16 protein-coding genes and 1 pseudogene are annotated in these 12,485 nt (G+C 38.8%); 8 read left to right on the forward strand and 9 right to left on the reverse strand.

The window, feature by feature from the left end; genetic code table 11:
* Nucleotides 1–17: 17 nt before the first annotated feature.
* On the reverse strand, nt 18–1,400 hold the full coding sequence (locus tag ACN222_RS28600; protein ID WP_010999897.1) for a Rieske 2Fe-2S domain-containing protein: 1,383 nt from the start codon (nt 1,398–1,400) through the stop codon (nt 18–20).
* Between the two features lie 525 nt (nt 1,401–1,925).
* Here ACN222_RS28600 and ACN222_RS28605 point away from each other — a divergent pair.
* Both ACN222_RS28605 and ACN222_RS28610 read left to right on the forward strand, forming a co-directional pair.
* Nucleotides 1,926–2,213: pseudogene (locus ACN222_RS28605) on the forward strand (transposase family protein); the annotation flags it as partial.
* 179 nt (nt 2,214–2,392) lie between these two features.
* Nucleotides 2,393–3,613 carry an ISL3 family transposase gene (locus ACN222_RS28610; protein WP_010999899.1) on the forward strand — a complete coding sequence of 407 codons (1,221 nt, stop codon included), beginning with the start codon at nt 2,393–2,395 and terminating at the stop codon, nt 3,611–3,613.
* A 203-nt stretch (nt 3,614–3,816) separates the two neighbouring features.
* Here ACN222_RS28610 and ACN222_RS28615 read toward each other — a convergent pair whose 3' ends face one another.
* Together ACN222_RS28615 and ACN222_RS28620 are read right to left on the reverse strand one after the other, a co-directional pair.
* On the reverse strand, nt 3,817–4,326 hold the full coding sequence (locus tag ACN222_RS28615; protein WP_044523685.1) for an NUDIX hydrolase: 510 nt from the start codon (nt 4,324–4,326) through the stop codon (nt 3,817–3,819).
* Between the two features lie 130 nt (nt 4,327–4,456).
* Nucleotides 4,457–4,642: a hypothetical protein gene (locus ACN222_RS28620; protein ID WP_168371006.1), complete on the reverse strand. Its 186-nt coding sequence runs from the start codon at nt 4,640–4,642 to the stop codon at nt 4,457–4,459.
* Between the two features lie 126 nt (nt 4,643–4,768).
* On the opposite strand from ACN222_RS28620, the gene ACN222_RS28625 reads away from it, so the two are divergent.
* Entirely contained in the window at nt 4,769–5,569 is an 801-nt protein-coding gene (locus tag ACN222_RS28625) for an RMD1 family protein (RefSeq protein WP_044523687.1), read from the forward strand.
* On the opposite strand, the gene ACN222_RS28630 is transcribed toward ACN222_RS28625, so the two are convergent.
* A complete protein-coding gene (locus tag ACN222_RS28630; RefSeq protein WP_010999902.1) occupies nt 5,559–6,347 on the reverse strand; it encodes a 3'-5' exonuclease in 789 nt (262 codons plus the stop codon). The two genes, ACN222_RS28625 and ACN222_RS28630, sit on opposite strands and share 11 nt — an antisense overlap.
* A gap of 216 nt (nt 6,348–6,563) precedes the next feature.
* On the opposite strand from ACN222_RS28630, the gene ACN222_RS28635 reads away from it, so the two are divergent.
* On the forward strand, nt 6,564–7,202 hold the full coding sequence (locus tag ACN222_RS28635) for a glutathione S-transferase family protein (protein ID WP_010999903.1): 639 nt from the start codon (nt 6,564–6,566) through the stop codon (nt 7,200–7,202).
* Nucleotides 7,203–7,361: 159 nt separating this feature from the next.
* Here the strand turns inward: ACN222_RS28635 and ACN222_RS28640 are convergent, their stop codons facing one another.
* Nucleotides 7,362–7,736: a hypothetical protein gene (locus tag ACN222_RS28640; protein WP_010999904.1), complete on the reverse strand. Its 375-nt coding sequence runs from the start codon at nt 7,734–7,736 to the stop codon at nt 7,362–7,364.
* Entirely contained in the window at nt 7,733–8,068 is a 336-nt protein-coding gene (locus tag ACN222_RS28645; protein WP_272867780.1) for a DUF5674 family protein, read from the reverse strand. The genes ACN222_RS28640 and ACN222_RS28645 overlap by 4 nt, the downstream gene beginning before the upstream one ends.
* Before the next feature lie 162 nt (nt 8,069–8,230).
* Between ACN222_RS28645 and ACN222_RS28650 the strand changes: the two genes are divergently transcribed.
* The gene (locus ACN222_RS28650; RefSeq protein ID WP_010999906.1) at nt 8,231–9,253 is read left to right on the forward strand and encodes an endonuclease NucS domain-containing protein; all 1,023 of its coding nucleotides are present in this window, start codon (nt 8,231–8,233) and stop codon (nt 9,251–9,253) included.
* Nucleotides 9,254–9,306: 53 nt separating this feature from the next.
* Entirely contained in the window at nt 9,307–9,663 is a 357-nt protein-coding gene (locus ACN222_RS28655; protein WP_010999907.1) for a hypothetical protein, read from the forward strand.
* A gap of 10 nt (nt 9,664–9,673) precedes the next feature.
* On the opposite strand, the gene ACN222_RS28660 is transcribed toward ACN222_RS28655, so the two are convergent.
* A complete protein-coding gene (locus tag ACN222_RS28660) occupies nt 9,674–9,874 on the reverse strand; it encodes a hypothetical protein (RefSeq protein WP_010999908.1) in 201 nt (66 codons plus the stop codon).
* An 8-nt stretch (nt 9,875–9,882) separates the two neighbouring features.
* Nucleotides 9,883–10,287 (reverse strand): DUF4112 domain-containing protein, encoded by a 405-nt coding sequence (locus ACN222_RS28665; RefSeq protein WP_010999909.1) that lies wholly within the window; start codon nt 10,285–10,287, stop codon nt 9,883–9,885.
* A 161-nt stretch (nt 10,288–10,448) separates the two neighbouring features.
* On the opposite strand from ACN222_RS28665, the gene ACN222_RS28670 reads away from it, so the two are divergent.
* Entirely contained in the window at nt 10,449–10,856 is a 408-nt protein-coding gene (locus ACN222_RS28670) for a nuclease A inhibitor family protein (RefSeq protein ID WP_010999910.1), read from the forward strand.
* An 8-nt stretch (nt 10,857–10,864) separates the two neighbouring features.
* Here ACN222_RS28670 and ACN222_RS28675 read toward each other — a convergent pair whose 3' ends face one another.
* On the reverse strand, nt 10,865–11,689 hold the full coding sequence (locus ACN222_RS28675) for a DNA/RNA non-specific endonuclease (RefSeq protein ID WP_010999911.1): 825 nt from the start codon (nt 11,687–11,689) through the stop codon (nt 10,865–10,867).
* Nucleotides 11,690–12,203: 514 nt separating this feature from the next.
* Between ACN222_RS28675 and ACN222_RS28680 the strand changes: the two genes are divergently transcribed.
* Nucleotides 12,204–12,461 carry a ribbon-helix-helix domain-containing protein gene (locus ACN222_RS28680; RefSeq protein ID WP_010999912.1) on the forward strand — a complete coding sequence of 86 codons (258 nt, stop codon included), beginning with the start codon at nt 12,204–12,206 and terminating at the stop codon, nt 12,459–12,461.
* Nucleotides 12,462–12,485: the final 24 nt, after the last annotated feature.

The raw sequence follows: 12,485 nt of genomic DNA on the forward strand, positions 1-12,485 counted from the left end.
AATTATTAAAGGTATTGCTAATCTCCATACAATCTAACAATGGGTAAACCTTTTCTGGGAATACTGTTGAGGAATCGCCCTCGGAATGAATCTAATTGATATGAACCAATCAAACTTAATATTCCAAATACAACTGGTACGAGAGTTATATTTATATCTGAACCAATTATTATTAATAATAATGATAAAAGTATTAATCCTAGCGTTAAGTATCGACAAAAATCTTTGACTTTATCTATTAAAACAAGAGACTGGCGGCAACTAGGACAATGCTTTGTATGCCTATGCCAGATATCATATAATTGCTCATCACTTAATCCTTGAAAAGGTACTTCCGTAACTCCCTGCCACTCAGGTTTACCACCAGCAAACTCATCTAACCATTTCCGAAAAGTAACAATGCCAGTATCAGCAACTGAAGGTAAAAAATATAACTTTTGCCAAGGTTTATTTTCGAGTGATTCGTTAATAGTTTGGGAGTGCATCATCGACAAATCTTGGTTACTTAATTTATAACTAGATGAATGATTTAAACCAGTCTGTAAATATGTAGGTAGAGACTGGAACCAAAAATTTCGTTTCTGTGAAGGTATATCCGCAATGAATTTGCCAATCTGTTTACAATAACCTGGTTTCGTAGGAACAAAATATAATTGAAATATTGCAGATTTGCCGTTGGAATATTTATAAATTGTTGTATTAGAGCATGGTGGAGTAAACCTCCGAGTTGCATCCATGTCTTTGTTAAAAACATTGTAGCCAGAGTGCTTTAAAATAAAACCATCTTCCGCCGACATTTTTCCCATGACTTCAAAATTTTCTATAGGGATAGCTCTTTGAGGAGAAAATCCAGCGATCCCTTCATGTAGAAATTGTGCGTGAGAAGGATCAAAACTACTTTCAACACAAACAGTATAACCTACGGGAACTTCTGACATGAACCAATCGCTCATCGAGCTACCAATTGTATCTGGCATCAATGCAGGGGGCTTCAAAGCGCTATCTGCAAAAGCTGTAGAACTATTGTCTGGCCATACCCATAGTAATCCTTGTAGAACTTGAGTTGGATATGTTGTAACTTGCGATCGCTGACTGCTACAAGCATTCATTAAAGCTTGCGGATCATTGAGCATAGGAATATTTGTACATTTTCCTGCCCCATCAAAACACCAACCATGATGGCGACACATGAGATTTCCATCTTGATTAATATTTCCTAAAGACAATTGTGCCAATTTATGAGGGCAAACATCATCCATGACTACCCATGTGTGATCTTTATCTTGCCAAACTACCAACTTCTTCCCAAGCAAAGTGATAGGTGTAGGGTAAGATGGTTCTAAATAACTGGTGGGAGTTATTGGATACCACTGTTTAATCCAAGAGAAATTAGTTGTCATTAACTTAAACTAAGATATTTAAAATTTTCAGTAGTGTTAAAAACACCTTTAGAGAGTGCTAAGTTTCCTTATAATAGGACGAAATGATAAATATTGCAGACATTAATATACTTTTAGACATCAAAGATTCTTTATTAAAAACTAGAATAGTTACTATAAATCAGTAAAATGCTGTTTATCTGTATTAATTTAGACTAAAAACTTTATAATACTTTAAGAATATTTGACTGGCTTACAAAATGGTGTGTTTTTTCCTTACTGTTATGTATAGTATTTAACCGAATTAAGAGCTATTTTCCTTGCCATAGCAATCATCAGCTAAAGTAAAAAGATAGTAAAAATTTCTGGTTCTTCCGGTAGTTTTATGGTGTTTATTAGAATTGACTTGATTTTAATAACTTATAATTTAGTGATATCAATGCCTATAAGATAGATTACATAGGCATTTAGTAAATATCAAGCATAGTTAAAGAACTCTAAAATTATCATCTATATTATAATATAGTAAAGTTTTAGGCGATCGCTATGAAGTTTCCAGTAGAACAAATCCTGAATCTTCCCGATATGAAAGTATTAGATTTTCAAGAACTTGAAGGTGAAGAAATAATTATAACGATAGAAAAAAGTGTGAACTATTCGACTTGTCCTTGGTGTGGTCAAATGACTCACAGTATACATCAAAATCACTGGCGAATAATTCATGATTTACCGTGGAATAAAAAACCAGTGTTATTAAAAATAAATCGTCGGCAATTTAAATGTCATAAGTGTAAAAAAGTATTTAGCGAACAACTAGACTGTGTAGATAAAAGTGGTTCTTCCGGTAGTTTTATGGTGTTTATTAGAATTGACTTGATTTTAATAACTTATAATTTAGTGATATCAATGCCTATAAGATAGATTACATAGGCATTTAGTAAATATCAAGCATAGTTAAAGAACTCTAAAATTATCATCTATATTATAATATAGTAAAGTTTTAGGCGATCGCTATGAAGTTTCCAGTAGAACAAATCCTGAATCTTCCCGATATGAAAGTATTAGATTTTCAAGAACTTGAAGGTGAAGAAATAATTATAACGATAGAAAAAAGTGTGAACTATTCGACTTGTCCTTGGTGCGGTCAAATGACTCACAGTATACATCAAAATCACTGGCGAATAATTCATGATTTACCGTGGAATAAAAAACCAGTGTTATTAAAAATAAATCGTCGGCAATTTAAATGTCATAAGTGTAAAAAAGTATTTAGCGAACAACTAGACTGTGTAGATAAAAGTAAAGGATATACTAAAAGATTAGCGACCGACATAGTTCAACAAGTATTAAATAGTAATATCCGGAGTGTTGCCCAAAGAAATGGATTAAGTGATGAAGAAGTAGAATCAATGTTAAAAAAGCAAGTCTCGCACATATTAAACATTAACCTAAGTCAGGTAAAAAAGTTAGGTATAGATGAAATAGCTTTAGTTAAAGGAAAAGGAAACTACTTAGCAATATTAGTGGATTTAGATAGTCATAAACCAATTGAGATAGTGCAATCAAGACGAATAGAAGATATTCGTGAAGTACTTGTCAGTTGGGGAGTTGAGATACTTAATCAAATTGAAGAAGTGAGCATTGACCTCTGGTTGCCTTATAAAAATTTAGTAGAAGAGTTAATGCCAAATGCTAATATAACTGCTGATAGATTTCATGTAATGAAACAAGTAAATGACGAATTAGATACTATGCGTAAAGCTGAAAAGAAAGCAGCTATATCGCTAGATAATAAATCAGAAAAAGAGCGAATATTAGAGGCATTGAATAAGAGTAAATATGCGATTATTAAAAATGAAGACTCTCTAAATGAAAAGCAAAGAGAAAAATTAAAATCTGTGCAAGAGGTGTCGCCAAATCTCGCCAAAATGCACTCACTTAAAGAACAATTTCGAGATATATTTGAAACAACTAAATCCTGGGGAGATAGTATAATAAAACTATTGGATTGGATGTATGATGCACTTTCATATTTCCCGAAAAGTATAGGTACAATAGTTAGATGGTTTGGTGAAATAGTCGGTTATTTTGACGGAAGAACCACAAGTGGTGCTGTAGAAGGAATTAATAATAAACTCAAGTTAATTAAAAGACTTGGATATGGCTTTCGTAACTTTACCAATTTCAGATTACGCAGTTTGTTAAACTGGCATTTTACTATTAATTCTCCATAAAATTAACTGAAGAACCAACTTTGGCTCTTCAGTTCCTTTTATGGAGTCGAATAAGAAATAAAATCTAATCAGAGCCTATATTCCTTAGTAGGACTGGAGTTGAAGTTCTTAAGCCTTGCTATAAAACGGCTATTTCAATGCCACACCATAAAACCAACGCAAGAGCCAAAACTTTTATTAATTTTAGTCCTCAAAAGTCGAGCTTAATTTGCATAAAACATCTGCACAAGTTTAATCAAGTCACTTTTTGCAGGTTCACCTTTATTCAACCATTCTATTAATTCAGAAGGATATAACCAAAAACTTTCAATAAAATCATTCTGATTGTAATCTGGTTCATAATCTAATCTAATTTCATAAACTTTCATAAAAGCAGAAACTTGATATTTATATGGTGTTAAATAACCCAATAACTGCGTATTAACCATGTTTAAATCTAGGTTTAATTCTTCTTCGAGTTCACGTTGCAGAGCATCTTCGTAAGTTTCTCCACTTTCCACATGACCACCCATGCTGACATCAAGACAAAGGGGAAAAATTCGTTTTTGGGCAGAACGGCGAGGTATCCAAAGTTTTCCAAGTGAATTAACTACAAAAGAATTGACAACTCTAAAATTGCACAACCCTTGACTATATATTTCTGAGCGTTTCTTTTGTCCGATAACGCAATCACTTTCATCTACAATGTCAAGTATCTCTAAATCTTGCATCATACAGATAAAATTAACACTTATTAAATAATATACAGGTCGTAGAGGGCTAGGGGTGTTCCTTCTTTGTTCGCTCTTTTCCTCTGGTGCGGACGCTACGCGTTTGCGTAGCATCCCGAAGGGAACGCTTGATTTAGGCGATCGCTAAACGGCTGTTATCGCTGCTCTCTACCACTTTACCAATGAATAATGACGTTGTAATTTTTCTTATCAGTGCTGGACTGCTGATTATGTATCTAGTGTTCTCGGCATTAACCGAGATGGGTACAAAGTTACCGTGGAAAAAGTAAAGGGTGATAAGGTGGGATCGCTTGTGCATTTTCCTCTAAGAAAAAGTTGAAATTACACCTCCATCTTCAAAGGTTCTGGTAATTTGGCAATCACAAGATGGGATAATCTATTTCCTGGTGTTCCCTTAATGGGCAAAACATAGTGTTGGGTGATAATGCAAAAACTCCTTTTTCATGACAGAACTAGCTTTAGAGCGCAAGCCCTATTCCTTGGTAAGAAGATTAACCTACAAAGATTGGAGAATTACGTTTGCTTGGCGACTATGCCATTAATGGTTACAGTAGGTGAATATGGCTGTGCAGTGCTGCTAGGCTATGGTGCAGTTGTTCTGTTTAACCTTGAGCCTGCGGAAAAGGTAGGCTTTTTAACCCAACTATCCTCTCAAGTTAGTGATTCTTTCACTGAGCCGGAAACAGAAGAGGTAGAAGTTCATCTCAATGTTGCCGAAAGTGAGCGAGTTAAGGAAGGAAAAATTTTCTTACATGAATTTAGTGTAGAACGTTTGCAGATAGTGGCTGATATTCTGGCTAAAAGTGTTGTTCTTTCTCATTATGAAACGAGCCTAGCAACGGTATTTGATCAAATTGAACCGTTTGCAGCTAGTCTCCAGAGTGACAACAGAAGTAAACGCAAGAGTCGGGAATTATTGCGTCAACTAGGGACTACGTTGTTAGTTCAACATAAGATAGTGGGTCGAGTCGAGATTATCGATAAGCCGGAGTTGCTGTGGGAGTCCCCACAGTTAGAAAACTTATATTTGCGTTTGGAGGATGAATACGAAATCCGTGAGCGTCACAATGCTTTGGAACGAAAACTAGAGCTAATTTCCCAAACCGCACAAACCGTGTTGGAGTTCATGCAGCATAGCAGTAGCCAACGAGTAGAGTGGTATGTGGTAATTCTGATTGTGGTGGAGATTCTGCTGTCGCTGTACGACATCATTTTTAAAAGCTAACGCTTAGTGCTGCCTCCAAACGGCGGGTAAATTGGGAGGAGCGTTGGTGTAGCCCACCGCAGGTATCGCAAGTCATAATCAACTGGTCAATTGCCCGTGTCATGGCCACATACAGTAATCGCGCTTCTTCTTCTGGTGTGTGGTATTCATCAGGCATATAACCAATGCCAGGGATGCAAACCACAGGAAACTCTAACCCTTTAGATGAGTGCATGGTTATAAGTTTAATGCTTGGCTCGTCTGGGTGATAGTTGCGGCTTTCGCTATTGGCATTAACCCACTCGATGGGGATTTTGGCTTGTTGGAAGCGGTTATAGATGTCTTCGCCCATGAATCTCAGGCGATAAATAATGGCTATTTCATTCCAATCTGTACCACGCTCATGCAATTGTTGCACCCGTCCGGCTAAATAATCTACCTCATGTTTAAAACTGGGGAGTTTGATTAAATCTGGTTTTGCTCCTTGTCTTCCAGCACTAGCGGGTTCTATCAATACCACTTGGTCATCATCCCCGGTGGTGAGTTGCATTACTTCTTTGGCAAACTCATAGGCTACCTTTAACACCTGTTCTGTGTTGCGATAGTTGAGTTTAAAAATGGTAGTGCGTCCCTGTGCCTGGATGCCTACGCTCTTAAAGCTAAATTTCTTGTCGCGCTTTTCTCCGTAAAGGTTTTGGGCATCGTCATACAGAATAAGCAATGAGTTGGTTTCGGGGTTGACCATCTGTGCAATCAACTTTAACCACTCTGGTTTAAAGTCGTGTCCTTCATCTAGCATGACAGCGCCATAAGTACCAGCAGGTATTAATTTCGCATCAACGGTGGTAGCCCATGCGTCAGCAAGAAATGCGCTCTTCGAGGTAGAAAGTAGCCATAAAATACAAGCGAGTCAAACGCTACATTACACCCAGTACAAACCACCAGATAGATGAAGATTAGAGGAACTGATGATACTTTGAGATGAGCAAAAGCAGATAACAAAAAGTAGCTCCCAATGATCATTGTCCATCATCTCAACAACTCGCGCTCGCAGCGTGTGCTATGGCTACTTGAAGAGTTAGGCATCGAATACGATATCAAGTTTTACGAACGCGACTCCAAGACGATGCTAGCACCAGCATCACTGCGCCAAGTCCATCCGCTCGGCAAGTCACCAGTGATTACAGATGCAGAAGTGACTGTTGCTGAGTCCGGCGCTATTATCGAATACATAGTAGAGCGCTACGGCAATGGTCAGTTAATCCCAAAATCCGGTACGCCAGAGCGTCTGCGCTACACCTATTGGCTTCATTACGCCGAAGGTTCGGCAATGCCACCTCTGGTAATGAACCTTATATTTAACCGCTTTGGGGCAGGGGATAGCGGGGCAAACGACGCATTTATCGCGCCCCAAATCGAGCTTCACTTTGATTACATAGAAGCTGAACTTGGTAAGAGTACGTGGTTTGTAGGCTCAGAATTTACCGCCGCCGATATCCAAATGAGCTTTCCTTTGGAATTGGTTGTCCTGCAAGCCGAACTTATCTCAAGCCGACCAAAGATTCAGGAATTTATCGAACGCATCCATGCGCGACCTGCCTACAAACGCGCCCTTGAACGTGGAGGCAAATACGACTACGCCAACAGCATTTAATAATGCTCATACAAGAGCGATATCTACGATAAGCTCCGCTAACGCCCCCATAAAATACAAGCGAACGCGAGTAGTGTCTCACAGAGAGGAAAAACCAAACCGTAAGCGATCGCGTTGTTCCCTGGTGAAATTTAGTTTCTAGGCGATGTCTACGACGGGCTACGCCAACGCCGTTGATTCTGATAACAATCCCGACATATCCAAAACACGCTGTGACCACAAGCTCACTTCAGTTTGAACCTGGGTTAAAGCTGTAGAATCAGACCTGATTTTTTCCCAGTTAAATAGCCAACGTGTTAAAGCCCGTCCCAATTCTACTATCTGGGCTGCTTGGTCAACATCTGTCTGCACCATGTTAGGAACAGTCCACTCAATAAAATACAAACTTTCTTTTAAAAGACTGGCTACTACATCTTGAGGTGTTACATCGTCACAAAAAGATTTAATTCGGGCTAAATTTGTAGCTAAGTGACCCAAGCGAGTGGGGATATTATATTGCAGGAAGCGTTCTTGTTTTTGATTCCAGTCAGTCATACATTACCTAACAACTCTTCAATAATTTGGGCAACTTGTTCTCTAATGGTAGCGTCAAGTATCTCCATTGAACGATTACCTTGACTGGGGCGAATGTTGATTAGTGAATCATAGCTGATTTTTTGAGTAATAGGCATAAAACCTGCTCCCCAGATATTTTTTTGAGAGCTTCCATCCTCAAGCAACGCTTGTTCACAAAAGTAGTGCATTTCACCACCACCAGCCAAGATACGGCGTTCTATATCAACTGCCAGTTTAATATAAAACTTCTCCTCCTCAAGCATCTGTTCTATTTGTTCGGGAGTAGCCCGATTACGTATGATAATAATCAAGAGTTTTTACTATTATTTAATGTTAGCTAATTAGGGGTTATATACCTTCAATATGACTATTTTAAACCATATTTAAATCATAAATTAAACACTTTATTCATCGCACCTCATTTCAGGGTAAACTAGCTGTGGCTTGATTTTTTTGACGCTGATTGAGAAATTATGTTGGTTGGTGCTGCTTTAAGAAAAACGGGTGAGAGTTGGGAATTTGCATCAGAAGCTGCACTAGAAGATTTTATTTGGCAGAACCTACAGCAGTTATTAGGATTTACCCCACTCCAGCGACAGTATGCTGTTAAAGGTGAAGTCTGCGATATTTTAGCCCTAGATGACCAAAAGCAGTTAGTAATCCTAGAACTTAAAAACGCTGAAGATAGATATGTTATTCAGCAGTTAACTCGTTACTATGACAACTTACTAGATGAAAAACCATTTGCAGAACAAATAGACTATGACCAGCCAGTTAAACTAATAGCAGCAGCACCATGTTTTCATAGACATAATCTAATTGACCGCAAGTATAATTTGCTAAAAATCGATTTATTGCAGGTTGATGTCCTACAAATTAATCAAAACTTTAATTTACAGTTACAAGATATTGATACTAATCAAACTTGGTCGATTCCTATCCCTTATCAAGAGCTAAATTTTAGTACTACATCTCAAAATATTCCAGAAACACCACAACTACTATTAGATTGGCTTGGTGCTTGCACTGGGGAAGAACAGCAAGCGATTATTAAGCTCAGAGAGAAAATTCTTAGTTTTGATGAGCGTATTCAAGAATCTATAGAAGGTCGAAATACTATTAGATATGGCAGAGGTAAAAGTAAACCCGTAGCTGAGATTTGTTATCACAGAAATACTCATAAGCCAATTGTATTTTTGTGGTTGCCAACTCCTACATCATGGCGAAAAGAAGTAATTGGTAGATTGCGACTATGGATAAATGGTGAAACAGTTACTCATGTTGGTCATGTTCCAGAGGGCATGAGCAAGATGAAACTTGAATCTGAGTGGAAAGCTATGCCAAGAGAAAAAAGACTAGGGAATTATTATCACAATAAATATTCACCATTCAATGCCACAATTTATAAAAGATTTCTGCAACCAAATTCGGAAAATATTATTACTCTAAAATCACTAGCAGATTTAGCACTTACTAAGTGGCTGGCAAGGATTTAAGAGATACTGCTTTGAGCGCGCACAAGATTGTTTAAAGCGAATACACTGGTATTATGCCTAAAATCCCAGAGTGCGATCGCTGCCTCCTTTACTCTCACAATCCCCACATCATCTGTGCCGTACATCCAGATGGGGTAGACGGTGATAGCTGCCTCGACTTCAGAGAAGACCCCAACGCCCAAATAGAGAAACTATGGCAACCAGAAGGGGCAACCTACTATAACGGCGAACTGATTTTACAGCCCCGCCAGAGATGGACACTAGAGGAACAATTAGAGTTACTTGATTGGCATCCTTTATTTACTGGTAAGTGTCCCCAATGTGGTGCTGAGTATGAGCGTGACTATATCTCAAGGGTGCATTGGGATTGCCCAAACTCAGAATGCGGCTGGATGGATGATAGTGTTTGACGATTTCTAGCTACTGTTGTGCCTTGGGGGTTTGGGTTGGCGAATGTGTAATTTCTCCCTCAGCGTAACCTAAATCATACATACTTGCTGCTTGAGCATCTTGTTCTGGTGGCGTTTTGGGTTTTCCCGCCCAAGCATCAGATTTTCCTAAGTTAAACCAATCTTCATCACTCATCTCAGAACTGAGCGTGTTCTTTGTTGTGTTGTTCATCGATGCACTTAAACTTGACTAACTTGTTTTTTGTAAAGTTCATCAGATACTTCTTGAAGTTCTGGTTCAACCACTGTCAAGTGTTTCTCTAAAATTGCTAAATTGCGAATATTAGATTTGTAGAAAGCGTCAAACAAATCTCCTACTAAAGGCACAGCCCCAACGAATGTTTCTAAACCCACATTAAAAATCATTTTGGATAAATCTTGGCGTGATATACCAAAGCGGGTAGCTAAAAATATAATGTAAGCTGAAAACGCTGTACTGATTAAATCACCACCACCTGGAATTAAACCAATAATTGGGTCTATTCCAATACGAAAACTTGTTAAAGGAATGCGTATTGATGTATCCATCAAACGACTGAGTTGACGGATGCGATTTAGAGTAGCGAGGCGTTTAGCAGCGTCCATAATTTCCGATATTTACACCACTTTTAAATTGCACTATTTTAAATTATTTGTCTTGTACCGTTAGAAATAATTAAGTTTAAACAAAAATTCTGTTGTCTGACCAAAATGCAGATAAAGAAGCAATACACTTTATACTTGATTGAATAACTCTCTTATGGTTTATGACCAAAACCAACTCAGAAATTTTAGAACAGCTAAAACAGGCATCCGATGGCTTGTTATTTATGAGTGAGTCTGAATACCCATTTGAGGTTTTTTTGTGGGAAGGATCTGCACCTCCTGTTACACATGAAATAGTTTTGCAGCAAACAGGTCACGGACAAGATGCGCCTTTTAAAGTGGTAGACATTGACAGCTTTTTTAGCAGAGCCACTACTCCCCAAGACTGGTATGAGGATGAAGAAAATGCTGTAGTTGCTAAATTTCAAAAACTGCTAGAGGTAATAAAATCGAACTTAAAAAACCCGCAGGTGTATCGACTGGGTGAGGTAGAACTTGATGTTTATGTTATTGGTGAAACTCCAGCAGGAAATTTAGCTGGTATTTCTACTAAAGTTGTGGAAACTTGACCTATTTACTAATTATCAACTTTACTCTCAATACTTGTTTGAATATTGGGGGAAACATTAGACAAAAAATCATAACCCGTCAAACTTTCTAATTCATCAACACTGACTTTATAAGCCCTCCAGTCATTATTTAATTCTGGGTCGTTGGGAATATTTACTGCGATAACGCGAGTATTAGCAGTAATACCTTCAAGCCCTGAGCCTGGGCTATCTAGTACGACAACAATCTTCCAAGTGGATTTGGGAACTGTCACCTTACCTTTGAGGGGTTTGCCAAGACTACCATTAGGCCCGGCAACAATGTAAAGCTCTTTACCCTGACTGACTAATTCTCGACAATAATCTTCTAAATTTCCCCACGTATTTCTATTGTTATCGGGTGTTTGGGGCATCATGTTTGTCATCAGGAAAGTAGCCGCATTATCTTCTGTTGTCTTGGTGCGGTCTGCTGAAGGTGCAATATGCCCCCGGTCATAACCACTCCCAGAGTACATAGAAGGAGTCACTCGCACCCAACCCGCAGGCAATGTTTTGTCTGGGCGGAAGTTATCTTGACGCTCTGCGTTCCCTAGCCATGAGGAGTTAAGCTGCCAAGCTACCCAGTTAGCAGTTCCCTTGCTGTTGTTGTAGGAGAGTGCATATTGATTTTTGACCATCAGGTAATTATCAGGTGTAAGCTTTGTTGGCGTTGCACCACTGGGATTTCCCAGCAGTAAATGCACGCTGATTGATGGGGAAAGTTCAGTTAATGGTGGCACTTGGGATTGGACAGGCGAACACCCGACAATCAACGCCACCAACGCCGCTACACCCAATTTTCCACAAATTCCCATAAATTGACGCACCTTTAGAGATTTATTTCACTTCAACACTTGTGATTGTATTTCCTGACTTTCACTCAGCTAGGCTTCAAATTTTCAAGTCTCCTGCCCGATCAACCCTAATTTTTCCTCTAAAAAAATTAGGGTTGCTGACGATCAGCTACGCTCTTGCGTTACGCCATCGCTCTTTCGGTGTAGCGTAGGTCATCGCTTACTTTTCCTCTCTGCGAGAGGCGGGAGCGAACGCTTGAATTTGGCGGAAGGGCTAAACCAAACTCAATTGCTTCCCGTATTCCTGCTCCAAACACTCCCCCTTGAGTCTAAAGAAACACACACACCACCTATCACCCACCACCCGTTCAATACCATGCGGCTGCTTGTTGTCAAAAGCAATGCAATCGCCCTCCTGCGTTCATCTCAGTGTGCCATATAGTAAGAAATAGTAAGAAAAATTGCTACTTTAGAGTAAAAATAATGTATTACTATGTCTAAAGTATAAAAAATCAGTGTTGCCCTGACCCCAGAAATGGTAGTTTTGGTTCGTGATGCTGTTGAGTCAGGAGAATATGCTAGTAGCAGTGAGGTAATTCGTGAGGCACTGCGCGAATGGAGGCAAAAACGGTTACTTCAATTGCAAAATATTGAGGAACTGCGCCGTCTTTGGCATGAAGGAATGGAAAGTGGTACTGGACGCTTTACAGATATAGAAGCCATCAAGCAAGAAGCACGCTCTCGCTTAGGTCAAACAATTCAAAAGGATACTGAACTCAAGTGGGACGTTTAATTCGCACAGCTAAAGCAGAAGAAG

The organism is Anabaena sp. FACHB-595, from assembly GCF_048568275.1.
GTDB lineage: Bacteria > Cyanobacteriota > Cyanobacteriia > Cyanobacteriales > Nostocaceae > Trichormus.